This is a genomic window from Streptomyces sp. NPDC048484, assembly GCF_040651415.1.
GTDB lineage: Bacteria > Actinomycetota > Actinomycetes > Streptomycetales > Streptomycetaceae > Streptomyces.
In genome coordinates this window covers 190,736-217,447 of the sequence record NZ_JBEZJY010000012.1, presented here as the reverse complement: position 1 = coordinate 217,447, position 26,712 = coordinate 190,736, and the positions used below count along the sequence as shown (strand labels likewise).

The window sequence follows — 26,712 nt, the reverse complement described above, 5'->3', positions numbered from 1 at the left end:
TCCTGTTTCACGGGCCTCTGCCGACCGGTGAGGAGCGGTCTTACAGGGCCTCCGCAGGCCTGACTTCCCGCCCGTCCGGCGGTAGGCCGGACAACTCCGTTGTCCGGCCAGGCGATCCTAGACATACCGCTGCGACCCTCCGGGCCGCCATGAGCAGGATGCCCTTCACCTCCACCCCGAAGGGTGAAGCACTGGGCAAGTATTCGGTAGCCGGCGCGGGACACCCCGAACACCCAGCAGATCCGCTGCACGCCGAAGTCAGCGCGGTTCTCGGAGACGAAGTCCCAGCGGCAGGGGCTCACTTCACCTCTCGGGCGAAGTAGGCCGCTGCCCGGCGCAGGATCTCGCGCTCCAGCTGCCACTCCTGCTCGGCCTTCAGCAGCCGGGCATTCTCCGCCCGCAGCCGGGCCAGCCTTCCGCCGCGCTCACGCTGCCATCGCGGTCCTCGGGCGCGGCCTGGGCCTCGTCCTTGCGCACCCAGGTCCGAAACGACTCCGCGGTGATACCGAGACCCGCGGCAACCGCCGCACACGTCCGCTTCCCGGCCGCGGCGCGGTAGAGCGCGACGGCGTCCTTCCTGAACTCGGGGCCGGTTTTGTCGGTGTAGGCGTGCGTGCACCTGCCCGCGGTGTGCCAGGGACCGGACCACGTCCCCGGGCACACTGCCGCCGGGACCCTGGGGCTCAGGCCGCCGACCGGAGCCCGGCGGGACGACGCCGGAGAGCGGTCTCGAGCAAGGCCGGGGGCCGGTATTCCTGGTCGAGCGCGGTGACGTCGGTGCCCGGCGGGACGATCTCGTCGATCCGGTCGAGGAGGTCGTCGGACAGCTCGACGTCGGCCCCGGCCAGAAGGTCGTCGAGGTGTTCCATGGTGCGCGGGCCGAGGAGCGCGGCGCTGACGCCCGGGTGGGCAATGGTGAAGGCCATGGCCAGGTGAGTCATGGGCAGGCCGGCCTCCTTCGCAAGCAGGACGAGCTGTTCGACGACGTCGATGCGGCGCTCGTCGGACAGGTGACGGGAGAACTGGACGCGCTTGAGGTCGTTGTCACCGCCCTTGCGCACCCGGCCGGTCAGCAGGCCCTGGCCGAACGGGCCCCACACCATGACGCCCATGCCGTACTCCTGCGCGAGCGGGAGGACCTCCCGTTCGATGCCACGGTTCAGGATCGAGTACGGCGGCTGCTCGGTGCGGAACCGCTGCAGCCCGGCGCGTTCGGCGACCCACTGGGCCTGGACGATCATCGAGGCGGGCGTGGTCGACGAGCCGATGGCGCGCACCTTGCCGGCCCTGACGAGGTCGGTCAGGACGGAAAGGGTCTCCTCCAGGTCGGTGTCCGGGTCAGGCCGTTGGAGCTGGTAGACGTCGATGTGGTCGGTGCCAAGCCGGTGCAGGGAGTTCTCGACGGCGGTGGTGATCCAGCGGCGGGAGGCGCCCTTCTGGTTGGGGCCCTCGCCCATGGGCAGGCCGGCCTTGGTGGCGAGGACCACCTCGTCGCGGCGACCCTTCAGGGCTCTTCCGACGATGTCCTCCGAGTCGGCGTAGCGGTCGGCGGTGTCGATGAGGTTGATCCCGGCGTCGATCGCCTTGTGGATGATCCGGACCGACTCGTCCGGGTCGTTGCCCATCTGGCTGGCGAACATCAGCGTGCCGAGTCCGTAGGGGCTGACCTTGATCCCGGTCCGCCCGAGGTTGCGGTACTCCATGAACGTGCTCCTTCGGCGCAGAGCGGCGGGTGGGTCCCCGCCGGCCACCGGCCGTCGGCCGGTACATCCACCGTCCACGGATCCGCGGGCATCGACCAGTACCCGCCGCAGCCGGTGGACCCGCAGTACCACGACGGGGCGCGGCCGACCGGCGATACTCGGGAGATGACCGGAACCACGGATCTCGGCAGGGCGTTGCACGCCTGGCGGGATCGCACGAAACCGGCCGAGGTCGGCCTGCCGGACGACGGAGGCCGGCGCGCGCCAGGCCTGCGGCGTGAGGAGCTCGCCCTGCTCGCCGGCTTGTCCGTCGACTACATCGTGCGGCTCGAACAGGGCAGGTCGACGAATCCGTCCCCGCAAGTACTGTCCGCGTTGTCTCGGGCGTTGCGGCTGGCTACGGCGGAGCGTGAGCACCTTTTCGTGCTCGCCGGTCAGGCGGTGCCGAGCGCCGGGCAGGTTTCCGATCATGTGCCGGCAGGCGTCCAGCGCCTGCTGGATCGACTGACCGGCACACCGCTGAGTGTGTACGACGCCGCCTGGAACCTCATCACGTGGAACCCGTTGTGGGCGGCGCTGTTCGGTGACCCGCCACCGTCACGCGGCTTCGGGAGGAATGCGGTGTGGTGGTCCTTCGTCGCACCGCCCGCCGGATACCCCCAGGCGGTGAGCCGGAAGACGGGTCACCGCGCGGCCTTCGTGTCCGACCTGCGAGCGGCGTCGGCCCGCTATCCGAAGGATGCCGGACTGGCCGCACTGATCGATGAGCTCCGTACCCGGAGCAGTGACTTCGCGGCGCTGCGGGATTCCGGCGTGGTGGGTGTGCACGAGTCCCTGACCAAGACGGTCCGGCACGCGAGCGTCGGTGAGCTCACCCTCGACTGCGACATCCTCGCGGCGCTCGGCACCGACCTGCGGATCATGGTCTTCAGCGCGGCGGAGGGCAGCGAGACCGCCGAGCGGCTGCGGCTGCTGGACGTCGTCGGCGTCCAGGCGCTGACGGGCGCCGGAACGGACACATGATCGCAGGCGCAGTCCCGACCCGCCGCAGACCATGAAGAACCTTGCAGGCCACTCGTTCCGGCGGCGCCGCCTCGCTCGACTGGGCGGTGATCGGCCCGTTCATCGGAACCGCGATCCTGGGCGCCCGGGACGGCAAGCGCATGGCCGCGAAGGTCGCCGGCCCCCGCCTCAGCGCATTTTCGCTGTGGTCCAGCTGGTCGCGGGCGCCTTCATGCTTGCCGACGCCGTGACGTGATGGCGGACGGCTCCTTCGAGGAGAATCCCGCGGCGGGTCTCACAGCCATCGCGGAGGTTTGACGGTCCTCACGGTGGGGTCCTCGGATCCCTGATTCAGGTCCTGGGACTTCGAGCCTGCCTGGCGGTAGCTGTCGTTTTCCTGTCGCTCAACTTTCAAGTGTTTATCGATCTGGGTCCGGCGCGCCCTCGGCTATGGCACGGGTGGCCACGTGAAGCACTATGGGCACGTGGAAAAAGTACGACTTCTCGTCGTGGACGACGATCCGCCCATCGCCGACCTGGTCGCGACGGTCGCCCGCTACGAGGGCTGGGAGGCGGTCACCGCCAACTCCGGCGAGGAGGCACTGCAGCGGGCCGCCGAGTTCCACCCGGACATCGTGGTGCTCGACCTGATGCTGCCGGGGCTCGACGGCTTCGCCGTGCTCGACCGGCTGCGGCTGTCCGGGACGATGGTGCCCGTGGTGTTCCTGACCGCGCGGGACGGTGTGGCGGACCGGGTCGCGGGCCTCACCAGGGGCGGTGACGACTACCTCGTCAAACCGTTCGCGGTGGAGGAGCTGATGGCCCGCCTGCGGACCGTGCTGCGCCGCAGCGCGGGACCCGCCTTCCAGCGGTCCGTGCTCGCGGTCGCGGACCTGACGATGGACGAGGACACCCGCGAGGTGCGCCGCGGCGAGCGCCTGCTGACGCTCACCCCCACCGAGTACGAGGTGCTCCGCTATCTGATGCGCAAGTCGCCGACCGTGCTGACCAAGGCGCAGATCCTCGACCACGTCTGGGAGTACGGCTTCGGCGGCCGCTCGAACGTGGTGGAGCTGGTCGTCAGCCGGCTGCGCCGCAAGCTCGACGGCGACGGCGACGGCCATGGCAATGGCGGCGTCGATGAGGACCGCGACAACAATGACGGACCACAACACGGGCCGCAGCTGATCCACACCGTGCGGGGCGTCGGATACGTGGTGCGGCAGGTCACCAAGTGATCGGACGCCTCCACGACACGTACCGCAGACTTCGCCTCGGCACCCGGCTCGCGCTGGGCATGGGCGTGCTCACACTGGTCGTCTTCGCCGCGGTCGGCACAGCGCTGTCGACGTACATGCGGGACTACCTGGAGCGCCAGCTCAACGACCAGATGAAGCTCGTCCAGATCACCCAGGCCAAGGACGCCCAGGCCCACGGCACGGTGGAACGCAGGCCGTACTACGGCTGGTACACCGCCGTGTACGACGTGTCGGGCGGCTCGGCCGTCCTGCGCAAGCCCAGTGACGTGCCGAAGGACACCGTGCAGCTCACCGCCGTCGCCGAGTCGCTGGCCCGGGCGGGGGCGACGGAGATGTCCCACACCACGCGCATCGAGGACGAGGGCGCGTACCGGCTGCGCGCCTGCAAGATCGGCTCCGGCGTCGTCCTGGTCACCGCGGCGCCCCTGGAGGACATCGAGGAGACCATGGACCAGCTGGTCACGGTCCAGGTCGTCGCGTTCGCCCTCGCGCTCCTCGGCCTCGTGGTGTTCGGGCGGGCGGTGCTGCGGCGGGGCCTGAAGCCGCTCAGCGACATGGCGCACACGGCCCGCGGCATCACCTCGCACGACTTCACGGACTCGGCCGGACTGCCGGTACGCGCCGACCGTGGGAACGGCGGCCCGGAGGTCGAGGAACTGCGCACCGCGTTCAACACCATGCTGGAGCACATCGACGACTCGCTGGCCGTCCGCACGGAGGCCGAGCAGCGGCTGCGCCGGTTCGTCGCGGACGCCTCGCACGAGCTGCGTACGCCCCTGATGTCGGTACGCGGTTACGCGGACCTCTTCCAGTACGCGGCGGCCAACGAGCCCGAGGAGCGGGAGAAGCACCTGGCCCGGCTGCGTGCCGAGGCCGCCCGGATGGGTGTGCTGCTCGACGACCTGCTGCTGCTCGCCCGCCTGGACGCCGCCGAGGTGGAGGCACCGCTGCGGCTGGAGGACGCCGACCTGCCGGAGCTGGTGCGGCAGGCTGCGGACGCGTTCCGGGCGAGCCACCCGGAGCATCCGCTGTCCGCGGCGGCCGGCCCCGGCTCGGTGGGGCTGCGGCTGCCACTCGATGTACTGCGCATCCGGCAGGTCCTCGACAACCTCCTCACCAACGCCGCCGTGCACACCCCGGCCGGTACCGAGGTGGCCGTGGAGGTGTCCGTCGCGTCCGGCGCGGCCGTCGTCAAGGTCACCGACTCCGGCCCCGGCATTCCGGCCGCCGACCAGGAGCACGTCTTCGACCGCTTCTTCCGCGTCGACAAGGCCCGCAGCCGGGACCGCGGCGGCAGCGGCCTGGGCCTGGCGGTAGCCCGCTCCCTGGTCCGGGCCCACGGCGGCACCATCGACCTGGAGAGCCACCCGGGGTCGACGACGTTCACGATGACCATCCCGCGGACAAAGGCACCGGCCTCCGAGCGGAGCGGCGCTCACCCCTCGCGATAGAGCCCCGTGAGAAGCTCGATCGCGGCCGGCGCGGCGGGGTGCGGGTCATCCCGCCACCAGGCGAGCCGAACCGCGATCGGCTCGGCGTCCCGCACCGGCCGGTACACGACCCCCGGCCGCGGATACTGATGCGCGGTCGACTCGGCGGTCATCCCCACACAAGTCCCCGCGGAGATGGCGGTGAGCCAGTCGTCGACATCGTGGGACTCCCTGGTCGCCGGACGGGCATCCGGCGGCCACAGCTCCGTGGTGGTGGTGCCGGTCCGCCGGTCGACGAGGAGCGTGCGTCCGGCGAGGTCGGCGAGACGGACGGAGCGGCGCCGGGCCAGGGGGTCGTCGGCGGCCATGGCGCACAGCCGCCGTTCCAGGCCCACGATGGCGGAGTCGAAGCGGCGCTCGTCCAACGCCCTGCGTACGACACCCAGTTCGCAGCTGCCCTCCGCCAGGCCCGCGGTGGCGGAGTTGGCGCGGACGAGCTGCAGTTCCGTCTCGGGATGCGACTTGGCCCAGCCGCGCTGGAAGGCCAGGGTGTGGCGGCCGAGCGCCGACCAGGCATAACCGATCCGCAGGGACGCCTGCCCCGAGGCGGCCTCCCGTACCAGGCCCTCCACCTCGCCGAGCACCCGCCGGGCGTGCGCCACCACGCGCAGCCCGGTCGCCGTCGGGGTCACCTCTCGGGAGGTCCGCCTCAACAGCCGTACAGCGAGGGTGCGTTCGAGTGACGCCAGGGTGCGGGACACCGCCGCCTGGGAGACACCGAGAGCGACGGCCGCGTCGGTGAAACCGCCCTCGTCGACGATCGCGACGAGACAGCGCAACTGCCGCAGTTCCACATACATAACCCCATCGTATAGATGGATCGGGCGATGCATTTTGCGTATGTGTGTCGTCGGCGCAGCATCGGGGCATGCCCGCAGCTCCCGCACTCTCCACGGCGTCCGCGCAGCACGCTCCCCCGGAGTCCTTGACGCCGCATTCCGAGGACCGGCGACTGGCCGGCCTGGTCACCTTGGCCGGCAGCGGTCTGTCCAACCAGACCGGGGCCGCGATCGGTTCACTGGCCTTCCCCGTCCTCGGCCCGCTCGGTGTCGTCGCGGTCCGCCAGTACGTGGCCGCGGTCGTCCTGTTGGCGGTCGCCAGGCCCAGTCCTCGCTCGTTCACCAGGCACCAGTGGTGGCCGGTCCTGCTGCTCGCCCTGGTGTTCGGGACGATGAACCTGTCCCTCTACACCGCCATCGACCGCGTCGGCCTCGGGCTTGCGGTGACCCTGGAGTTCCTCGGTCCGCTCGCCATCGCGCTGTCCGCCGCGCGCCGCCGGGTGGACGCCTGCTGCGCGCTGGTCGCCGCGGCGGGCGTCGTCACCCTGATGCGCCCCCAGCCGTCGGCCGACTATCCCGGCATGGGCCTCGGCCTGCTCGCCGCCGCCTGCTGGGCCGCCTACATCCTGCTCAACCGCACCGTGGGCCGGCGCGTCCCGGGAGCGGAGGGTTCCGCCGCCGCGGCGGCCGTCTCCGCCCTGATGTTCCTGCCCGTCGGCGTCGTCCTCGTACTGCGGAACCCGCCGACCCCCGCGGCTCTCGCGTACGCCGTCGTGGCCGGTGTTCTCGCCTCCGCGGTGCCGTATCTGGCGGACATGTTCACCCTGCGCCGCGTACCCGCCCCGGCCTTCGGCCTCTTCATGAGCGTCAACCCGGTGCTGGCCGGCCTGATCGGCTGGATCGTCCTCGGCCAGCACCTGGGGCCGGCGGAATGGGCCGCCGTCGGCGCCGTCGTCGGCGCCAACGCACTCAGCATCCTCACGTCCCGTCGGTGAACCGGGCGGGCGCCGCCTACTCGGCGTGGAACGTCGCGTCCGCCTTGGCCGTCGTCGTGTCGGCCGGCTGCGTCACGAGCAGGTAGTCGTAGTGCCGGAGGTAGCTGCCCGCGACGTTGTACGCCTCGAAGGAGACGCCCGCGGACGTGTCGGCCAGACCCGCCCGCCGGTAGAAGCTTGCGTCGCCCTTGAAGCTCGTACTCCCGTCGCTCTTGTCCACCCAGACCTCGCCGTTGCTCCGGTGGCGCAGGTAGTGGCCGGGGAAGTTCGCCGATTCGAGGGAGACGGTCCCGGTGCCGGCGAGGCCGGTCACGACACGGAACTGGGAGTCGGCGAGGTTGGCGACGTTCGGCTCGATCTTCGCCCGGTACTCCCAGTGCCGGATGTACCGGTCGGGGAAGTTGTACGAGGAGAAGCGGACCGGGGTGACTCCGTCGGCCACCGGGATGCCGAAGTTCGGCGTGCCGTCGGCGTTCCAGTACAGCTTCTGGTAACGGGTACGCCGGTTGGGGTCGTTCAGCGGGTCGCCGCTGATGTCCTTGTAGTTGCGGTCGTGGTAGACGAGGATGTCGGACTTTCCGTCCTCGGACGTGGTGAAGGTGTTGTGTCCTGGACCGTACTGGCCGGTGGCGGCGTTGCTGGTGAAGACGGGGGTGGGTGTCTTCGTCCAGGAGGCCGCGTTCATCAGGTCGGCGGAGGCGGACGCGGTCAGCAGGCCGAGGCAGTAGTTGCTGTCGGTGGCGGCGGCCGAGAAGGTCATGAAGACCTTGCCGCCGCGCTGGATGACCGCCGGGCCCTCGTTGACGGTGTGGCCGACCTTCTCCCAGGCGTTGGTGGGCCGGGAGACCATGACCGGACTGCCTTGAATCGTCCAGGGGTTGGACAGCTTGGCCAGATAGATGTTGGTGCCGTCGCCGACCGCCGGGTCGTTCTGCGCCCAGCTCAGATAGCGGGTGCCGCCGACGGTGAAGGTCGTCGCGTCGAGCGAGAAGGTGTCCAGAGGAAGGGCGATGCGGCCCTTCTCGGTCCAGGTCCCGGTCAGCGGGTTGGCGGCGCTGGTCTCCAGGACGTACGGCCGGATCTTCCAGATGTCGTTCGAGGCGCCGGCGGCGAAGTAGACGTACCACTTGCCGTCGATGAAGTGGATCTCCGGCGCCCAGATGTGCGCGCCCATGTCACCGCTGGCGTGCTTGGTCCAGATGGTGGTCTCGGCGGCCGTGGACAGGCCCTGGAGGGTGGTGGCCCGGCGCATCACGATCCTGTCGTACGCGGGCACGGTGGCGGTGAAGTAGTAGTAGCCGTCGGTGTGCCTGAAGACGTGCGGGTCGGCGCGCTGTTCGGCGACGGGGTTGGTGTAGGTGACGGCGGGCGAGGCGGGGGCGGCGGCTTCGGCGATGCCGGAGGTCAGCGCGGCCAGGGTGACGAGCAGCGCTGTGATCACCCTTGCGAGTGTGCGTCTCACTGTCTTCCTCTCGATCACGTCGATCACGTGGTGGGCCGCGCCAGGCCCCGTTGGGTGCGCTGCCGGGTGCGGGTGTGCTGTGGCTGGTCGCGCAGTTCCCCGCGCCCCTGAGCAGTGCCCCGCGCCCCTTTCCAGGGTCGCGGGGCAGTGGGTGGCGGGGGTGAAAACCCGTTACGTCTTGCGGCGGGACGTCATCGTGCGCTGGATCAGGATGAACGCACACAGCAGCACCCCCGTCGCGATCTTCGTCCACCACGAACTGAGCGTGCCCTCGAACTGGATGAGGCTCTTGATCAGCCCGAGCACGAGGACACCGAACAGCGTGCCCACCACATAGCCGGACCCGCCCGTCAGCAACGTGCCGCCGATGACGACCGCGGCGATCGCGTCGAGCTCCAGACCGGTCGCGTGCAACGGGTCGCCGGACTGGATGTAGAGGGTGAAGAGAAGACCCGCGAGCGCGGAGCAGAATCCGCTCATCGTGTACACGGCGATCTTCGTGCCACCCTGCGGCAGGCCCATCAGCAGGGCCGACTGCTCGTTGCCGCCGATGGCGTACACCCGGCGGCCGAAGCGCGTGTAGTGCAGGACGTAGAACGCCGCGGCCAGCACCACCAGCGCGATGATGGCCCCGATGGAGAGGAAGGCGCCTCCCAGTGACACCTGGGTCTGGGCCATGCTGCTCACGGAGGAGTCACCGATGGAGATCGACTCCTTGCTGATGACCAGGCACAGGCCCCGGAAGAGGAACAGGCCGGCGAGAGTCACGATGAAGGGCTGGATCTCGAAGTTCTGGATCACATAGCCCATCAGGAAGCCGCCGAAAGCGCCCACGGCGAGTGCCAGGGGGATGACGACCATGATCGGCAGGCCCTGACGCTCCACCAGCCATGCCGTGAACATGGTGGTGAAGCCGATGACGGAGCCGACGGAGAGGTCGATACCGCCGGAGAGGATGACGAAGGTGGCACCCACGGCGGCGACCAGCAGATAGCTGTTGTCGATGAACAGGTTGAGGAAGACCTGCGTCTCGGCGAACCCGTAGTTCTGGTACCGGCTGAGGCCGATGACGTACATCACGAGGAAGAGCCCGGCCGTCACCAGGACGGGCAGGCGGCGGTCGCCGAGGACGCGCGCGGCCCGGCTCGGTGTACGGCTGTCCGGCGCTGCGGGCTTCTGGGTGGTCGTGGTCATCACGACACCTCCATCTTGCGAACGGCCTCGGGCGTCGGAGCGGTGTCCGCCGGGGCCGCGGCCTGCTTGGCGCCCCGCTTCCCGCCGAAGCCCCCGGCGCCGAAGACCTTGGCGCGGAACTTCGGGGACTGCATCAGGCAGACGATGATGACGACGACGGCCTTGAAGACCAGGTTGGTCTGGGTGGGCACGCCGATGGTGTAGATCGTGGTGGTGAGGGTCTGGATGACGAGGGCGCCGACGACCGTGCCGCCGATGGAGAACCGGCCGCCGAGCAGCGACGTACCGCCGATGACCACGGCCAGGATGGCGTCGAGCTCGATCCACAGACCCGCGTTGTTGCCGTCCGCGGCCGAGGTGTTGGAGCTGATCATCAGGCCCGCGATACCGGCGCACAGCGCGCAGAAGACGTACACCATGATCTTGATGCGCCGGGACCGGATGCCGACCAGGCGGCTGGCCTCGGCGTTGCCGCCGACCGACTCGACGAGCAGGCCGAGGGCCGTACGGCGGGTCAGTGCCACGGTGACGGCGACCACGACGGCCACCACGAAGATGGAGAAGGGCAGCGTCAGCCAGTAGCCGCCCCCGATCAGCTTGTACGGCTCGCTGTTGACGGTGATGATCTGTCCGTCGGTGATCAGCTGGGCGACACCGCGCCCGGCGACCATGATGATCAGCGTGGCGATGATCGGCTGGATGCCCATCCTGGCGACCAGGAAGCCGTTCCAGAGGCCGCAGACGACCGCGGCCACCAGGCCGAGCCCCATCGCGAGGAGCACCCCGGAGAGGGCCGCCTGGTCGTTCTGGTCACTGAGGTACGAGCAGGCCAGCGCCCCGGTGATCGCGACGACGGCGCCGACGGACAGGTCTATGCCGCCGGTGGCGATGACCAGGGTCATGCCGACGGCGACCAGGATGAGGGGCGAGCCGAACAGCACGATCGAGACGAGGCTGCCGTAGAGGTGGCCGTCCGTCATCTTGATCGAGAAGAAGTCGGGCGTGAAGGGGACGTTGACGAGCAGCAGCAGGACCAGTACGGCGACCGGCCAGAACAGGTGATGGCGTGTCAGCGCTCGCCATCGGGGCGTGGTGGTCACTGGTGCTCTCCGCTCGCGATGGTCTCCAGGATCCGGGTGGGGGTGATCTCGGGCCCGTTGGCCAGCTGGGCCACGAGCTTGCGGTCACGCAGCACGCCGATGGTGTGGCTCAGCCGCAGGATCTCCTCCAGCTCGGCCGCGATGTAGAGCACGGCCATGCCTTCCTCGGAGAGCGAGACCACCAGTTTCTGGATCTCGGCCTTCGCGCCGATGTCGATGCCGCGCGTAGGCTCGTCCAGGATCAGCAGCTTCGGCTGGGTGATCAGCCAGCGGGCGAGCAGGACCTTCTGCTGGTTGCCGCCGCTGAGCTGGCCGACCCTGGCCTCGGGGTTGGCCGGCCGGATGTCCAGGGCCTTGATGTATTTGGCGACGAGTTCGTCGCGCTGGGCGACCGGGATGGGCCGGGTCCAGCCGCGCGTGGCCTGCAGGGCGAGGATGATGTTCTCCCGCACCGTCAGGTCCGGTACGAGGCCCTCGGCCTTGCGGTTCTCCGAACAGAACGCGACGCCCGCGGCGATCGCGTCGTTCGGTGCGCTCATCGAGACCTGCTTGCCGCCGATGGTCACCTTGCCGCTGTCCGGCTGGTCGGCGCCGAAGAGCAGCCGGGCGAGTTCGGTGCGGCCCGATCCGAGCAGTCCGGCGAGTCCGATGACCTCGCCCTTCTTGATCTCCAGGTCGAAGGGGGCGATGCCGCCGGCCCGGCCCACGCCGTCGGCCTTGAGCAGCAGCTCCCCCACGTCGGCGTGGAGTTGGTGGTCGTGCAGCTCCTCCAGCTGGTCCAGGGCCTTGCCGATCATCAGCTGGACGAGGCCGACCTGGTCGAGGTCGCGGACCATGTGCTCGCCGACGAGGGTGCCGTTGCGCAGGACGGTCATCCGGTCGCAGACCTCGTAGATCTGGTCGAGGAAGTGCGAGACGAACAGGATCGCGACGCCTTCGCCCTTCAACCGCCGCATCAGGGCGAAGAGTTCGAGCACCTCGTCGCGGTCGAGGCTGGAGGTCGGTTCGTCGAGGATCAGCACCTTGGTGCCGGATCCCGAACCGTCGCTGTCTCCCGTCCCCACCGACCGTACGATCGCGACCAGTTGCTGCACGGCCAGCGGATACGAGGACAGCGGCGCCGTGACGTCGATGTCGAGCCCGAGCCGGTCGACGAGCTCGGCGGCCTCGCGGCGCAGCCGCTTCCACTGGATACGGCCGAAGCGGGTGGGTTCGCGTCCGATGAAGATGTTCTCCGCCACCGACAGGTTGGGGCAGAGGTTGACCTCCTGGTAGACCGTGCTGATACCGGCCTGCTGGGCCTGCGAGGGGCTGTGGAACCGTACGGACGTGCCGTTGAGGGTGACGGTGCCGCCGTCCAGGGAGTAGACCCCGGTCAGCACCTTGATGAGGGTGGACTTGCCGGCGCCGTTCTCGCCGAGCAGGGCGTGGATCTCGCCGGGGAAGAGCCGGAAGTCGACACCCGACAGAGCCCGTACCCCCGGAAACTCTTTGACTATGCCCGTCATCTCCAGGACGGGCAGCGGCTCTGCCATGGCAGCGCTCCTCATGGATATTCGTTCGAGCCCGGAAATCGTTCAGGCCCGGATATTCGTTCAGGCCCGCAGGGAGCCCCCTGAGCCGAGGTGTGCTCGGCCGGACGGAGGCTCCCTGGCGGTGGGTGCAGTCGGTCAGTAGACGCCGGTCAGTACTCACCGGAGGTTCCGGTCAGCACTTGCCGGTCAGTACCTGCCGGTCAGTACTTGCGGGTCAGTACTTGCGGGTCGGGAGGGCGTCCTTGGCCTGCTCCTGCAGGAAGTCGCCCTCCTTGGTCTTGATCCGGCGCTCGACCGTCTCGCCGTCGTTGACCTTCTTCACGAGGTCCATCAGCTGCGGGCCGAGCAGCGGGTTGCACTCGACGATGCCGTTGATCTTGCCCTCGGACATCGCGACGAAGCCGTCCTTCACGCCGTCGACCGAGACGATCAGGATGTCCTTGCCGGCCTTCTTGCCGGCTGCCTCGATGGACTGGATGGCGCCGAGGGCCATGTCGTCGTTGTGCGCGTAGAGCACGTTGATGTCCGGGTTGGACGTCAGGAAGGCCGCCATGACCTGCTTGCCGCCGGCCCTGGTGAAGTCACCGGTCTGGCTGACGACGATCTTCCAGTCGTCCTTGTGGTCGGCCTCCATGACCTCCTTGAAGCCCTTGGCGCGCTCCAGCGCGGGAGCGGCACCGGTGGTGCCCTCCAGCTGTGCGATCTTCACCGCACCCTTGTGGCCGGCCTTCGCGAGAACCTTCTCCAGCATCTTGGCCGCGCGCCGGCCCTCGTCGGTGAAGTCGGAGCCGATGAAGGAGACGTACAGGGAGTCGTCGGCGGTCTCGATGGAGCGGTCGGTGAGGATGACCGGGATCTTCGCGGTCTTGGCCTCCTTGAGCACCGCGTCCCAGCCCGTGACGACCACCGGCGAGAAGGCTATGACGTTCACCTTCTGCGCGATGTAGCTGCGGATCGCCGAGATCTGGTTCTCCTGCTTCTGCTGCGCGTCGGAGAACTTGAGGTTGTAATCGGCGTCCTTGGCCGCCGCCTTGACCGACTTGGTGTTGGCGGTGCGCCAGCCGCTCTCCGAGCCGACCTGCGCGAAGCCCAGAGTGATCTTCTTGCCGCCGCCGCTGCCGGAGTCGGAGTCGGAGGAACCCGCGTCCTCCTTGGCACAGGCAGCCAGGCCGCCCGCCGCCGCCACGCCGACCGCCGCGGTGAGGAAGTTCCTTCTGTTGAGCATGTTCTTCTCCTTTGAAGAGCGGGCCCGGAGGGGCCTGCTGGTACGCGCTTGGTGCTCGCCGGGACAGGCTCTCGCGATGTCCAGCCTGTCGATCATTGTTCGAGATACCGGTCAAACGGGGGCGTGTGGGACATGGTCTTCGGGGTGCCGGTTCAGGTGGGCGGGGCGCCCTGGTCGGAGGTGTACGGGTAGGTGCTGGCGCGGACGACGAGTTGGGGCTCGATGGCGATCCGGAGCGCCCCGGGCGGCTCCCTGCCCTCGATCAGATCCAGGAGCAGGGCGATGCTCCGCTTGCCGACCTCCGCGAAGTCCTGCCGGACGGTGGTGAGCGGAGGAGCGAAGAACTCCGACTCCGGGATGTCGTCGAAACCGGCCACCGCGACGTCCTGGGGAGTCCGGACGCCCGCTTCGCGCAGAGCCCGCAACACCCCCAGCGCCATCTGGTCGTTGGCGACGAAGACCGCGGTCAGCCCCCTGCCCACCCAGCCGGCCAGTTCCTGGCCCGCCCGGTAGCCCGACAACGGACTCCAGTCCCCGCGCAGGATCAACGGCGGCTCGACGCCCGCCATTTCGAGGGTGGCCCGCCAGCCCTCGGCCCGCTCGTCGGCCTCCTGCCAGTCCTGGGGTCCGGCGAGGTGCCAGACCGTGCGGTGCCCGGCGGCCAGCAGATGACCGGTGGCCAGGCGCGCGCCCAGGTGCTGATCCACGTTGACACAGGGGAACCCCGCCCCGGGCCCGCTGCCCACGGTCACCACCGGGAACGGGTGGCGGAGTTCGGCGAGGGCCGCGACCGCCGACCGCTGCGGGGCGATGGCGACGACTCCCTCCACCCCGCCCTCGCTGAGGTGGTCCAGCGCCTCGGACAGTTTCTCGACGGTCAGTTTGCGCAGACTGACCGTCGAGACGAGGTAGCCCTCGGCGCGTGCCGCCTCCTCAAGTGCGAAGAGCGTACTGGCCGGACCGTAGAGGGTGGTGTCCGAGGCGACCACACCCAGGGTCCGGGTGCGCCGGGTGACCAGGGCCCGTGCGGAGAAGTTGCGGCGGTAGCCCATCTCCTCGATCGCCTGCAGCACCCTGGCCCGCGTCTCGTCCCGCACGTTGGGGTGATCCCCCAGCACACGGGAAACAGTCTGGTGGGACACGCCCGCCAGTCGCGCGACATCGGCCATGGTGGGCGGCCGAAGCTGGGACTGTGCCATGCCGCACCCCCTTGGCGGTCGTGTACCGAGAACAGCCTGTGCCGGACCTGTGCCGACCCTGCGCCGGACCCGGACGTCGGCTCACGACTGCGGAGGTCATTGTGAGCGCTAACAATTCATGCCGGTCAAGGGGGTCGGCAACAGGAGGACGTCACGTTTGAGTAACGCACCGGATGCGCGCGGTTGCGAAGCGACGGCGCGTGAGAGGGGTTCGCGACACAGGTACGACAAAGGTGTTGACGGACTTCGGGTACGGCTCTATTTTCAGCACCGCAACTTCGCAGCGAAACTTCGAACTACGAACGACATACCGGACGTTGAGGATGACCAGATCCAGCCAGCGGTACGCGCCCTCCCCGGACGCCCCGGCCCTGCCGAGCGACGACCGGATCAGGGCGGCGGGGGCGGCGGCGGGGACGCGCCCGGCGTCACCAGTCCGCTCCGGTAGGCCGGGTGCCGCAGCTCGGCGACGGCCGTCCCGCCGCTCGCCCCGATCCGGCCGAGCGCGCTCGCCCCGGTCCGGATCGGCCCACACCTCCAGGTTGGCAACCCGCGAAAACAGGCCACCTCGACGAGGGAGGTGAGTCGCTTCGCGTCAGGTACGCCGGCGAGTGCCGCCCGCGCGGAGATCGCCTCCGGCACCGTCCCGGTCACGGAGGCAGGCGCGAGCAGGGCCAGGGTCGGGCCGTAGTCGAGCGCCCCGGCGGCGGTGATGAGTTAGTTGTTCACCACCGAGAGCGTCAGGAGCCGACCAGGGCCTTGTGGACGGCGCCGACGAACTCGTCGAGATCCTTGGGCGTCCGGGACGTGATCAGGGTGTAGCCGTGTGCGTCGTCGCTCACGACAGCTTCGTCCACCCAGCTCTTGGCGCCTGCGTTGCGGACGTCGGTGCGTACAGAGATGTACGAGGTCAGGGTCTTGTCCTGCAGGACATCGGCTTCCACCAGGGCCCAGGGCCCGTGGCAGATCGCGGCGATCGGACGACCCGATTCCGCGAACGCCCTGATCGTCTCAAGGGCCTTGGGCTGCAGGCGGAGCTGGTCGGCGTTGATGGTGCCGCCCGGGATCAGAAGCAGCTGGTGCGCACCGGGATCCAGCGTTTCGAGCGTGGTGGTGGGCTCCACCGTCTCGCCGGGGTCCCGGTCGCCCACCAGCGTGTGGACGGCGTCGCGGGTCACTGCTGCGATGGTGACGTCCGCTCCGTCCTCCCGCAGCCGATGGACCGGTACCAGCAACTCGTCCTGCTCGACTCCGTAGTTGGTGACGAGTACCAGTACCCGGTGACCGTTGAGAGGCTTGTCGGACATGACGATTCACCTTTCTCTCGTATCGTGGGTCGCGTCGCGTGCCTCAGTACTTCCGCGCCGTGACGCTCACTCCAGAACACTCACTGTCGAGGTCACTGGTCGTCGGACTGCTCGGCAGCCTGCGTCTCGGTGGTGGCGCCGGCTGTGGTGAGGGTGCCGCCCGCGGTCTCCAGGTGCGCCCGCACGAACCACTGGAACTTCTCCAGGTCGCGCAGCTGCTCGATCAGCAGGTCCTCGGTGGCCGCGTCGACCTCCCCCACGGTCTTGACCGCGGCACGCAGGTCCTGGAGTACACCGGTGTACACGAGGTCGAGCGCGCCGAGGTGTGCGATGGCGTCGGCACGGCCCACGCTGTAGTCCTCCCAGGTGCGCTCCTTGACCAGCGCGCCCGGCGTGCCGTGGGCGACGCCGCCCAGGGCCGCGAGGCGCTCGGCCACGTCGTCGGCCATGTCGCGGACACGGTCGACCTGCGGGTCGAGCATTTCGTGCACGGCGATGAAGTGCGGGCCCACCACATTCCAGTGGACGTGCTTGAGCGTGAGGTGGAGATCGTTGAGGGAGTGCAGGCGCTGCTGCAACAGCTCGATGACCGAGCCGGCGTCCTGCACCGTGAGGCCCGGGACGGTGTAGCGGGGGGTGGCCTCGGAAGTCATGGATATGTCTCCTGTCTCGTACGGGTTTGCCCCCTCCCGGTACCCGTGATGGGCGTACGAAACCCACTGCGACCCGATCCGGGCCGGACAGCGGCACGTGTGCTGGCCTGGCGGTTCCAGCTGAGAGCCGGTGTCACAGGCTCCAAGGCAGCTCTAAGGCTCGATCGGCCGGGGTCGCCACCCCGAGGGTCACCTGTCCGCGTGCGCCGCGACCTCGACCCGTACGCCGTGCGCCTCGAAGGCCCGGATCTGTTCGGCGGGTGCCGTCTCGTCCGTCACCAGCGTCCACTCCCCCGCGAGCCTTGCCCAGGCGTGGAACGGGGCACGTCCCAGCTTCGCACCGTGTGCCAGCACATAGACGTGGTCGGCGCGGCGCGACATCAGCTCCTTGAGGCGGGTCTGGCGCAGATCCGCCTCGCAGATGCCGCGGTCGACCGTGACACCGTCGGCGCCGAGGAAGACCCGGTCGAACGACATGCGCTCAAGGGCGGCCTCGGTCAGCGGGCCGACGAAGCCCTCGCTGAGCGGGCGGAGTGTGCCGCCCAGGCACTCGACGTGCACGCCCTCCGCGTCCGACAGGGCGTGCAGTGCCGTCATCCCGGTCGTCGCGATCGTCAACTCCTTGGCGGTGCGCAGCTCATGGGCCAGGGCGCCGACCGTCGTGCCGGCGTCGAGCAGCAGCGTCTCGCTCGGCTCGATCTGCCGCGCCGCCCACCGCGCGATGGCCCGCTTCTCCTCGTACGCCTCTCCCGTGCGCTGGCGCAGCGACGCCTCCGGGTGCGCGGACAAGGCCATCGCGCCACCGTACGTGCGGGCCAGGCGGCCCTCCGTGGTGAGGCGGGCCAGGTCGCGGCGGATGGTGGAGGGCGTGACCTCGAGGATCTCGGAGAGCTCCTCGACGCTGGCCAGGCCGGTGGTCGTGGCCAGGTGGACGATGCGGTCGCGTCGCGCCTGGGAGGTACGTGCTGGGGACGTGGTCGGCGGCATCTGCTCGGTCCTCTACGGTGCGGCGGTAACGACGGTGCAGGGGACGGCGGTTCAGCCCGCCGAAGGGGCCGTCGCGGTCGGCGCGGTGGCCATCTCGGCTGCCTGGCGCAGCGCCTCGACCATGCTACCGGCCTCGGCCGTGCCGCTGCCCGCGATGTCGAAGGCGGTGCCGTGGTCGACGGAAGTGCGGATCACGGGCAGTCCGACGGTGAGGTTGACTCCCGCCTCGATGCCGAGGACCTTGACCGGGCCGTGGCCCTGGTCGTGGTACATCGCCACGATGAGGTCGTAGTCGCCGCGCGAGGCGAGGAAGAAGGCGGTGTCGGCGGGGAGGGGACCGCGTGCGTCGACGCCCTCGGCGCGCAGCTTCTCCAGCGCGGGGACGATCTTCTCCTCCTCCTCGCCGTAACCGAACAGACCGTTCTCTCCCGCGTGCGGGTTGATGCCGCAGACGCCGATGACGGGGCGCGGGGTGCCCGAGCGGATCATCGCCTCGTGGCCGCGGCGGACGGTGCGCTCGACGAGTCCCGGTTCGATGCGGTTGACGGCGTCGATCAGGCCGATGTGGGTGGTGACGTGGATGACCTTGACCTTCTCGGTCGACAGCATCATCGAGACCTCGCCGGTGCCGGTGAGGTGGGCGAGGAGTTCGGTGTGGCCGGGGTAGAGGTGGCCCGCGGCGTGCAGGGCCTCCTTGTTGAGGGGCGCGGTGCAGATGCCGTGCACCTCGCCGGTGACGGCGAGTTCGGCGGCGCGCTTGATGTACTCGTACGCGGCGTTGCCGGCGACCGGGGAGAGCTTGCCCCAGGGCAGGTCGGCGGGGAGCAGACCGAGGTCGACGACGTTGACCCGGCCCGGTGTGAACTCGGCGTCGCGCGGGTGCTCGACGACGGCGATCTCACAGGAGGCCGCACCGAGAATCCGGGCGGCTTCGCGCAGACGCTGCGCGTCGCCGATGACGACAGGGCGGCAACGGGTCAGAACGGCGTCGTCGAGCAGGGCCCCGACGACGACCTCGGGACCGATACCGGCGCCGTCGCCCATGGTGACGGCGATGAGCGGGAGCGGGGTGGGCATTTCGGGTTCCTCCAAGGGGTGCGCACGCCGGACGGCGCGCGTCGGGGCGACCAGTTCGGGGCGCAGTGCGGTGGCGATGCGGCGCAGGGAGTCCTCGGTGCCGTAGCTGCCGGGGCGGGTGACGACATGGCGGCCGTCGGGGGTCCGGGAGTGGACGGCGCCGTGGTGGATCTCGCCCAGGGGCGCCAACTCCCTTACGCCCAGGGCTTCCAGGGTCGCACGCGCCGTCTCCCCGCCGGTCAGGACGAGGTCGGGCCGGCCGGGGTGGGTGACGGCGAGGGCGGCGAGAGCGGCGCTCAGGGCGCGGCCCACGCCGAGCCGTAGACCCGCCGAACCGTCGATGGAGAGCACGGTCGGCATGGGCCCGGCAGAATCCGGCAGGCGGGCCCTTCCTGCCAACAACTCGGTCGGATCCAGGGGCACATGGCGCGCGCCGAGCGCCGTGAGGTGCGCGATCTGCCGGGCCGCGCCCGTCTCGGCGGTCCCCACGACGAAGAGCAGCGGGACACCCGCCCGGGAGTTCCGGGGCGATGCGGGGGCAGTCGGCCTGGCCAGCGCGCGCCCGAGTGCCGCCGCCAGACCGCCGCTGCCCAGGAGCCGGTAGCGGGGGCCGAGCCGCAGCACCGCCGCGGCGACGGCATCCAGGTCGGCGTCGGTCCGGGCGTCCGGCGCCGGGTGCGCTCCGGCCTCGGCGATGCGGCGGAACTCGGCGTCCAGGGCGCCGGGCGCGGACCGTACGACATCGAGGGGGACCGTCCGCACCGCGAGCCCCGGGAGGGCCTCGGGGATCGAGCGCGGCGCGGTGGCCCGCTCGGCGCGCCAGCCGTCCGTGCGATGCAGCGGAACGCCGTCCACATGCACGACGCCGTCGGCCACGGTGCGCCGGGCCGCGGGCAGCGCCGGGGCGATGACCAGGGCCTGCGCGCCGTCGGCGTACGCGGCGGCCTCCGCGGCGAGGTTGCCGCGCAGCTGGGAGTCGACCTTCTTGTACAGCAGGGGCGACGCGCCGGCCGCCTTCACCGTACGCAAGGCCCCGCGTACGGCGTCTGCCGCGGCGGAGGGCGGCAGGTGGCGGGTGTCCAGGTCCACGACCAGGTCGTACGCGGCCGCGGCGTCGGCCACCGCCAGGGCGGCGAGTGAGAGACGGACCGCCCCGCCGAGCGCGCAGGCGGTCTCGGCCGCGCCCGAGAGGTCGTCGGCGAGCGCGAGCACAGCGGGGCGTCCGGAAAACCCAGACAGTCCGAACGATCCAGACAGCTCAGGTATTCCAGATAGTCCAGATGCTTCAGGCATTCCGGACAAAGGTGCGCAAGAGTCAGCGGAAGGCGGCGGAAGTGGCGTAGTCACGGGATGGAACCTCCTTGGGAGCACCCGAGCGCTGGGCGTCCCGGCTCGGATCATGACACATGCTGCGCGATATGCGCGAGACCTCTTGCGTGATCCACGCAGCCATGCGAGCGTTCCCCTGACGTCGACGCCTGTCACCCGCGGACTGCGACGCCACCCGTGTGATCGAGCGCCAACTGCATACCAGCTGCGCAGCACCCACACACCGGCCGCCGCGCCGCAGAACGCCCGCACCCCGTCGAACGGCCACAGCCGCCTCCCGTCCGACACACCGTGAGATGCGCACAGCGCGCACCTCATCGCACCGCCCGTACCACCCACCACGGAAGGAACCCGCCGTGACCGTCGGCATGGAACTCCCGCACGTACCCGTCCCGTTGTCGCGTCTCGTCCTCGGTACGATGACCTTCGGTGACACCGTGGACGGCACGACGGCCGCGTCGATGCTGGACGCCGCGCTCGACGCGGGCATCACCGGCGTGGACACCGCCAACGGCTACGCGGGCGGCGAGAGCGAGCGCATGCTCGGCGAGCTGCTGCCCGGCCGCCGCGACCGGATCGTCCTCGCCACCAAGGCCGGTATCCCGCACCCCGACCAGGGCGGCCATGCGCCCCTTTCTCCTGAAGGGCTGCGCGCCGCGCTCGACGGCAGCCTCAAGCGTCTCGACACCGACCACGTGGACCTCTTCTACCTGCACCAGCCCGACCGTGCGACGCCGCTCGCCGAAACCCTCGGAGCCGTCGCCGAGTTCGTGCGGTCGGGCAAGGTCCTCGCCCTCGGCGTCTCCAACTTCGCCGCCTGGCAGATCGCCGAACTCCGCCGCGTGGCCGACGAGGTCGGCGCCCCCCGCCCGGTCGTCGCCCAGCAGCTGCACAACCTGCTCGCGCGCCGGATCGAGGAGGAGTACGTCGAGTACGCCGCCGTCACCGGGCTGCACACGATGGTCTACAACCCGCTCGGCGGCGGCCTGCTCACCGGCCGCCACGCCTTCGAGCTGGGACCCGGCGCCGGCCGTTTCGGCGACTCCAAGCTGGCCGCCATGTACCGCGAGCGGTACTGGAACGAGGACCTGTTCCGCGCCGTCGGCGATCTCGACCGCATCGCCTCCGACGCGGGCCTGCCGCTGACCGAACTCGCGCTGCGCTGGCTGCTGTCCCGCCCGTCCACCGACGCACTGCTGCTCGGCGGTTCGAAGGTCGACCACCTCAAGGCCAACATCGCGGCCGCGGCCGCGGGCGAACTGCCCGCCGACCTCCTGGCCGCCTGCGACGAGGTCGGCGCCCGCCTGCGCGGCCCGATGCCCGCCTACAACCGCTGACGTCGTCCCTCCGGCTTTCTCCCTCCACCGTCCCTTCTCCGCCGTCCCCCTCCTCCGACTTCTCCCGGCCCCACCTCGTACGCAACGGAGAACCACCATGGCAACCGGCCGCACCCCCGCCGAGTTCACCGCCGCCCTGCGCGCCCGCGAGCAGCTCGTCGGCTACTGGTCCCTGCTCGACTCGCCGATCGCCGCCGAGCGGCTCGCCCGCGTCGGCTACGACTACCTCGCCTTCGACGCCCAGCACGGCCTCTTCGGCTACCAGGGCATGCTGAACAATCTCCTCGCCACCGACACCAAGCAGAGCACCGCCGTCGGCGTGGTGCGCGTGGAGGCCAACGACCTCACGTACATCGGCAAGGCCCTCGACGCGGGCGCGACCGCCGTCATCGTCCCCCTGATCGACAACGCGCAGGACGCCGCCGATGCCGTCGCAGCCGTCCGCTATCCGCCGCTCGGCCGGCGCTCGTACGGCCCGATGCGCGCCCAGCTCCGTATCGGCCCCGCCCCGGCCGACACCCACGACTCGACGGCCGTCCTCGCGATGATCGAGACGGCCGACGGCCTGGCCAACGTGGAGAAGATCTGCGCGACGCCCGGCCTCGACGGCATCTACGTGGGGCCGTCCGACCTCCGCCTCGCCATCGGCGGCGCGACCTCCAGCGACCCGTCCGTACAGGACGCGTTCGAGCTCGCGCTCGCCCGCATCAGCAAGGCGGCCGAGGCGGCGGGCATCGCGGCCGGCATCCACAACGCCGACGGGGCGAGCGCCGCGCGCCGTCTCGCCGAGGGGTTCACGTTCGCCTCGGTCGCGGCCGATGTCGTCCACCTTCAGCAGATCGCCACGTCCCACCTCGAAGCGGCCCGCGGCGGAGCCCTCTGATGCCAGCCGCCCTGACGACTCTCATCACGACGCCCACGTTCGCCCGGCATTCGACACGCCCCTGGCAGATCCTGGAGGAGGCGGGGGCGGGCCCTCTGCGCCCGTACGCCGACGCGGCCCTGCCGACCGACGAGCTGGTGAAGTACGCCGCCGAAGCGGATGCCCTGATCGTCGGCATGGACCAGATCACCGCCGAGGTGATGGACGCCGCGCCCCGCCTCAAGGTGATCGCCAAGCACGGCGTCGGCGTGGACACCATCGACGTAGCCGCCGCCCACGCGCGCGGGATACTGGTCGTGTGCGCGCCGGGCAGCAACTCGCGAGCCGTGGCCGAGTACACCTTCGGCCTGCTCCTGTCGGCGGCCCGCTCGCTCACCGCCTCGCACACCGCCGTGGCGGCGGGCGGCTGGCCGAAGCTGTTCGGCCCCGAACTGCACGGCAGGACGCTGGGCGTCGTCGGGTTCGGCCGCATCGGCCGCCTCCTCGCCGGATACGCCCGCGCCTTCGGGATGGAGCTGCTCGCCCACGACCCGTACGTCGCCGACGCCGACATGCGCGCGCAGGGCGCCGAACCGGCCGCGCTCGACACCCTGCTGGCGTGCGCTGACGCCGTCAGCCTGCACACCCCGCCGGACCCGTCCGGTGCGCCGCTGCTCGACCGGGCCCGTCTCGCGGCGATGAAACCGGGCGCGATCCTGGTCAACGCCGCACGCGGCGGCCTCGTCGATGAACTCGCGCTCGCCGACCTGCTCTCCTCCGGGCACCTCGGCGCCGCGGCTCTCGACGCCTTCAGTACGGAGCCGCTGCCCGCGGACCACCCCCTGCGCGAGGCTCCCCGCACCCTCCTCACCTCGCATATGGCCGCCTGCACACCCGAGGCCAACCAGGCCATGGGCTCGATGGTCGCCGAGGACGTCGTCCGCGTACTGACGGGCAGGACGCCGCAGCACGCCGTCAACTGACTGACCGTCACACCCAGGGGCCCGAACGCCCCCGCCCCTCCTGTCCGTTCCTCATCGCCTCCCCATTCCGGACACCGGCGACGACGCCGGAAGATCCCCAAGGACCCGACATGGCCACCTCCACGACCGACGGCGCCACAGCGGCGCCGACACCCGCGCAGGCCGACCCGTACGCGCTGCGCGCCGAAGACGCCCGTCCCGCCCCCGAGAACTTCCGCGGCCGCCTGCGCCACCTCGGCCCCGGGCTCATCCTGTCCGCCGCCGTCGTCGGCTCCGGTGAACTGATCACGACCACCTCGCTCGGCGCGAAGGCCGGTTTCGCGCTGCTCTGGCTCGTGATCATCTCCACCGCGGTCAAGGTGTGGGTGCAGATGGAGCTGGCCCGCTGGACCATCCTCAACGGCCGCCCCGCGCTGGACGGCTTCCGTGACGTCGCCCCCCGCGTCGGCCGTCTGGGCTGGATCAACTGGCTCTGGATCGGCATGGACTTCGCCAAGATGTTCCAGCGCGGCGGCATCATCGGCGGCACCGCGGCCGCCTGCTCCATCCTCTTCCCGATCCATGGGGCGTCCCTCAGCACCTCGTCACTGACGATCTGGGCCGTGATCGTCACGGCCGCCGCCATCCTCATCCTCCAGACGGGCAAGTACCACGTCGTGGAGCGGGTCGAGATCGTCGGCATCACACTCAAGACAGTGATCATCTTCGGTCTGGCCCTCGCGCTGCCGTTCACCGCCTTCGGCTACGGCAGCGAGCAGCTCGCCGACGGTCTGAGCTTCCAGATCCCCGCGGGCACCGTCGGTATCGCCCTCGCCATGTTCGGCATCACCGGCGTCGGCGCCGACGAGATGACGACGTACACCTACTGGTGCCTGGAGAAGGGCTACGCCCGCTGGACAGGGCCCGACGACGGGACCGAGCAGCGCGCCCGGCGTGCCGAGGGCTGGCTCAAGGTGATGCGGCTCGACGTGGGCGTCTCGTGGCTCGTCTGCACCATCTGCACGCTCTCCTTCTACGTCATCGGTGCCTCCGTGCTGCATCCGCAGGGCCTGGTCCCCGAGGGCAACGAAATGATCACCACGCTGTCGCACATCTACACCGACACACTCGGCCCCTGGGCCGAGTACCTGTTCCTGGGCGGCGCGATCACCGTGCTCTTCTCGGTCACCGTCGCCTCGTCGGCCAGCGTGCCGCGCCTGTGGACCAACACGCTCGGCCTGCTCGGCGTGGTCGACTGGCACGACATGAAGGCGCGCACCCGCACCATCCGTATCCTCACCTGGTGCCTGCCCCCGGTCTGGATGAGCCTCTTCCTGTGGGTCCAGTCCCCGGTCCTGATGGTGCAGATCGGCGGCATCGCCGGCGGAATCTTCCTCCTCGCCGTCGTGATCGCGGTCTGGCGCCTGCGCTACACCGGCGTCCCGCCCCGCTTCCGCGCCAACCGCTGGCTGACCGCCGCCCTCGTCGTCAGCAGCGCGGCGATCCTCTTCCTGGGGGTGTACGGGGTGCTCAGCACCCTGGGCCTCACGCCTGGCGACTGATCCCAACCGGGCTCGGCCCAGCCTGACCTGGTTCGCCGACGCAGGAGTCCAGGTCCAGGTCCACGTCCAGGTCCACGTCCACGTCCTGCGACGGATCGTCGGCCACGGATCGCTGACCACCACCCAGCTACGCCTCCACCCGGACGTACACAAGATCACGGCCGCCGGGGCAGCACTCCCCGCACACCTGAGCGCGCTGCGCTCCCCCGCGCTCTCCCGCCAAGCCTGATCGTCGTCACCCGCTGACGCCAGTCAAGGACGCCGGTCCCCAACTGGTCCCCATGAACGGTCAAGGGCCGGTTTCGGATTCCTCCGGAACCGGCCCTGACCTGTGACTCTCTCAAGTCGGGACGACCGGACACCTCAGCCGATCCGCTAGGCAGTCAGCTGTTCACGTGCACCGTGACCAGTCGCCGGTCCGACGCCGTAATCGGGCTGGCTGATCTCCGCCCACACCGCATCGAGGGAGAGACCGAGGGTATCGGCGATCGCCGCGATGGTCGGGAAGGCGGGGGTGGCCACGCGGCCCGACTCGATCTTCCTGAGTGTCTCTGGTGAGACGCGGGCGTCGAGCGCGATCTCGAGCATCGAACGTTTCCCCCGGGCCTGACGCAGGAGAGCGCCGAGGCGCTGACCACGTGCGACTTCTGCGGGAGTGAGCGGCAACCTGACCATGACCCCGATTCTAGACCGGTATAGTTTGACCGGGATAGTTATTGGCTGCATGAAAAGAGAGCGACGCATGATCGAGATCCTGAACCACGCCCGACTGGCCCGAGCGAAGGACTCAGGCGCCCTGGTCGCGGACATCCTGCACACGCTGAAGAGCCGCACCACGGTCGGCACGAACCTGCTCGACATCGACCGGTGGGCCGAGAAAATGATTGCCGAGGCAGGAGCGCAGTCCTGCTACGTCGACTACGCGCCCTCTTTCGGACGCGGCCCGTTCGGACACTACATCTGCACGGCCGTCAACGACGCCGTGCTCCACGGGCTGCCCCACGACTACACGCTCGCCGACGGAGACCTGCTGACACTCGACCTCGCCGTCTCCAAGGACGGCGTCGCCGCGGACGCCGCTATCAGCTTCATCGTCGGCGACACCAAGCCCCCAGAGAGCGTCGCGATGATCGAAACGACCGAACGTGCGCTGGCCGCGGGGATCGCCGTCGCCGGGCCCGGGGCTCGCATCGGCGACCTCTCCCACGCCATCGGCACCGTCCTCAGCGAGGCGGGCTACTTGATCAACACGGAGTTCGGAGGGCATGGCATCGGATCGACGATGCACCAGGACCCGCATGTTTCGAACACCGGACGGCCCGGCCGTGGGTACAAGCTGCGCCCCGGACTTCTGCTCGCCCTGGAGCCGTGGGTGATGGCGGACACCGCTCAACTCGTCACGGATGCCGACGGGTGGACGCTCCGCAGCGCGACAGGCTGCCGGACGGCACACAGTGAGCACACGATCGCAATCACCGAGTCCGGAGCCGAAGTCCTCACGTCGCCCAACTGATCATTCAGAACGAGTTGACTCGTGGGGCTTGGCAGTTGGGTTGTTGGGGCGGCAGGGTTCTGCGAGTTTCTGATGATCTTGTGTCTGATGACCTGTGGGAACACGTGACCTCGCTGCCGCCTCCCCGCCCGCCGAGGCGCCGGAGGTATCCGGGCCGGCTTTCAGGCAGATTTGCGGCGG

Annotated in this window: 23 protein-coding genes and 2 pseudogenes; 10 read left to right on the top strand and 15 right to left on the bottom strand. The window is 70.0% G+C overall.

Annotation, left to right across the window (positions count from 1 at the left end; all coding sequences use genetic code 11):
- Nucleotides 1-206: 206 nt before the first annotated feature.
- Nucleotides 207-585, bottom strand: a pseudogene (locus AB0D14_RS14955) (transposase); the annotation flags it as partial.
- Between the two features lie 98 nt (nt 586-683).
- On the bottom strand, nt 684-1,703 hold the full coding sequence (locus AB0D14_RS14950; protein WP_362778566.1) for an aldo/keto reductase: 1,020 nt from the start codon (nt 1,701-1,703) through the stop codon (nt 684-686).
- A 165-nt stretch (nt 1,704-1,868) separates the two neighbouring features.
- On the opposite strand from AB0D14_RS14950, the gene AB0D14_RS14945 reads away from it, so the two are divergent.
- The 4 genes and pseudogenes from AB0D14_RS14945 (at nt 1,869) to AB0D14_RS14930 (ending at nt 5,415) form a co-directional block, all read left to right on the top strand.
- A complete protein-coding gene (locus AB0D14_RS14945; RefSeq protein ID WP_362778564.1) occupies nt 1,869-2,726 on the top strand; it encodes a helix-turn-helix transcriptional regulator in 858 nt (285 codons plus the stop codon).
- A 50-nt stretch (nt 2,727-2,776) separates the two neighbouring features.
- A pseudogene (locus AB0D14_RS14940) lies at nt 2,777-2,961 on the top strand (sulfite exporter TauE/SafE family protein); the annotation flags it as partial.
- Nucleotides 2,962-3,190: 229 nt separating this feature from the next.
- Nucleotides 3,191-3,943, top strand: coding sequence for a response regulator transcription factor (locus AB0D14_RS14935; protein ID WP_362778562.1), 753 nt, complete (start codon nt 3,191-3,193; stop codon nt 3,941-3,943).
- Complete coding sequence (locus AB0D14_RS14930; protein ID WP_362778559.1) at nt 3,940-5,415, top strand: HAMP domain-containing sensor histidine kinase; 1,476 nt, start codon at nt 3,940-3,942, stop codon at nt 5,413-5,415. The genes AB0D14_RS14935 and AB0D14_RS14930 overlap by 4 nt, the downstream gene beginning before the upstream one ends.
- Here AB0D14_RS14930 and AB0D14_RS14925 read toward each other — a convergent pair.
- Complete coding sequence (locus AB0D14_RS14925; RefSeq protein WP_362778556.1) at nt 5,400-6,254, bottom strand: LysR family transcriptional regulator; 855 nt, start codon at nt 6,252-6,254, stop codon at nt 5,400-5,402. The two genes, AB0D14_RS14930 and AB0D14_RS14925, sit on opposite strands and share 16 nt — an antisense overlap.
- 68 nt (nt 6,255-6,322) lie before the next feature.
- Here AB0D14_RS14925 and AB0D14_RS14920 point away from each other — a divergent pair, with 68 nt between their 5' ends.
- A complete protein-coding gene (locus AB0D14_RS14920; protein ID WP_362778554.1) occupies nt 6,323-7,228 on the top strand; it encodes an EamA family transporter in 906 nt (301 codons plus the stop codon).
- Between the two features lie 16 nt (nt 7,229-7,244).
- On the opposite strand, the gene AB0D14_RS14915 is transcribed toward AB0D14_RS14920, so the two are convergent.
- From AB0D14_RS14915 to pdxA, 11 genes are all read right to left on the bottom strand, one after another.
- On the bottom strand, nt 7,245-8,669 hold the full coding sequence (locus AB0D14_RS14915; RefSeq protein WP_362778552.1) for a family 43 glycosylhydrolase: 1,425 nt from the start codon (nt 8,667-8,669) through the stop codon (nt 7,245-7,247).
- A gap of 192 nt (nt 8,670-8,861) precedes the next feature.
- Nucleotides 8,862-9,884, bottom strand: a complete 1,023-nt coding sequence (gene yjfF / locus AB0D14_RS14910) for a galactofuranose ABC transporter, permease protein YjfF (protein ID WP_362778550.1) — start codon at nt 9,882-9,884, stop codon at nt 8,862-8,864.
- Nucleotides 9,884-10,984 (bottom strand): ABC transporter permease, encoded by a 1,101-nt coding sequence (locus AB0D14_RS14905; protein ID WP_362778547.1) that lies wholly within the window; start codon nt 10,982-10,984, stop codon nt 9,884-9,886. Before AB0D14_RS14905 ends, yjfF begins: the two co-directional genes overlap by 1 nt.
- Complete coding sequence (locus AB0D14_RS14900; RefSeq protein ID WP_362778545.1) at nt 10,981-12,519, bottom strand: sugar ABC transporter ATP-binding protein; 1,539 nt, start codon at nt 12,517-12,519, stop codon at nt 10,981-10,983. Before AB0D14_RS14900 ends, AB0D14_RS14905 begins: the two co-directional genes overlap by 4 nt.
- A gap of 214 nt (nt 12,520-12,733) precedes the next feature.
- On the bottom strand, nt 12,734-13,744 hold the full coding sequence (locus tag AB0D14_RS14895) for an ABC transporter substrate-binding protein (protein WP_362778542.1): 1,011 nt from the start codon (nt 13,742-13,744) through the stop codon (nt 12,734-12,736).
- 152 nt (nt 13,745-13,896) lie between these two features.
- Nucleotides 13,897-14,943, bottom strand: coding sequence for a LacI family DNA-binding transcriptional regulator (locus AB0D14_RS14890; protein ID WP_362778539.1), 1,047 nt, complete (start codon nt 14,941-14,943; stop codon nt 13,897-13,899).
- A gap of 390 nt (nt 14,944-15,333) precedes the next feature.
- Nucleotides 15,334-15,597, bottom strand: coding sequence for a hypothetical protein (locus AB0D14_RS14885; protein WP_362778537.1), 264 nt, complete (start codon nt 15,595-15,597; stop codon nt 15,334-15,336).
- An 86-nt stretch (nt 15,598-15,683) separates the two neighbouring features.
- The gene (locus AB0D14_RS14880; RefSeq protein ID WP_362778535.1) at nt 15,684-16,250 is read right to left on the bottom strand and encodes a type 1 glutamine amidotransferase domain-containing protein; all 567 of its coding nucleotides are present in this window, start codon (nt 16,248-16,250) and stop codon (nt 15,684-15,686) included.
- A 92-nt stretch (nt 16,251-16,342) separates the two neighbouring features.
- Entirely contained in the window at nt 16,343-16,903 is a 561-nt protein-coding gene (gene dps / locus AB0D14_RS14875; RefSeq protein WP_362778532.1) for a DNA starvation/stationary phase protection protein Dps, read from the bottom strand.
- A gap of 189 nt (nt 16,904-17,092) precedes the next feature.
- Nucleotides 17,093-17,890, bottom strand: a complete 798-nt coding sequence (locus AB0D14_RS14870; protein ID WP_362778530.1) for a DeoR/GlpR family DNA-binding transcription regulator — start codon at nt 17,888-17,890, stop codon at nt 17,093-17,095.
- A gap of 51 nt (nt 17,891-17,941) precedes the next feature.
- Complete coding sequence (gene pdxA / locus AB0D14_RS14865; protein WP_362778528.1) at nt 17,942-20,179, bottom strand: 4-hydroxythreonine-4-phosphate dehydrogenase PdxA; 2,238 nt, start codon at nt 20,177-20,179, stop codon at nt 17,942-17,944.
- Nucleotides 20,180-20,652: 473 nt separating this feature from the next.
- Here pdxA and AB0D14_RS14860 point away from each other — a divergent pair, with 473 nt between their 5' ends.
- From AB0D14_RS14860 to AB0D14_RS14845, 4 genes are all read left to right on the top strand, one after another.
- Nucleotides 20,653-21,633: an aldo/keto reductase gene (locus tag AB0D14_RS14860; RefSeq protein WP_362778525.1), complete on the top strand. Its 981-nt coding sequence runs from the start codon at nt 20,653-20,655 to the stop codon at nt 21,631-21,633.
- A 97-nt stretch (nt 21,634-21,730) separates the two neighbouring features.
- On the top strand, nt 21,731-22,516 hold the full coding sequence (locus AB0D14_RS14855) for an aldolase/citrate lyase family protein (protein WP_362778523.1): 786 nt from the start codon (nt 21,731-21,733) through the stop codon (nt 22,514-22,516).
- A complete protein-coding gene (locus AB0D14_RS14850; protein WP_362778522.1) occupies nt 22,516-23,478 on the top strand; it encodes a phosphoglycerate dehydrogenase in 963 nt (320 codons plus the stop codon). Before AB0D14_RS14855 ends, AB0D14_RS14850 begins: the two co-directional genes overlap by 1 nt.
- 110 nt (nt 23,479-23,588) lie before the next feature.
- Entirely contained in the window at nt 23,589-25,019 is a 1,431-nt protein-coding gene (locus tag AB0D14_RS14845; RefSeq protein ID WP_362778520.1) for an Nramp family divalent metal transporter, read from the top strand.
- Between the two features lie 375 nt (nt 25,020-25,394).
- Here the strand turns inward: AB0D14_RS14845 and AB0D14_RS14840 are convergent, their stop codons facing one another.
- Nucleotides 25,395-25,694, bottom strand: a complete 300-nt coding sequence (locus AB0D14_RS14840) for a helix-turn-helix transcriptional regulator (protein WP_362778517.1) — start codon at nt 25,692-25,694, stop codon at nt 25,395-25,397.
- Between the two features lie 67 nt (nt 25,695-25,761).
- Between AB0D14_RS14840 and map the strand changes: the two genes are divergently transcribed.
- Nucleotides 25,762-26,532, top strand: a complete 771-nt coding sequence (map, locus tag AB0D14_RS14835; RefSeq protein ID WP_362778516.1) for a type I methionyl aminopeptidase — start codon at nt 25,762-25,764, stop codon at nt 26,530-26,532.
- Nucleotides 26,533-26,712: the final 180 nt, after the last annotated feature.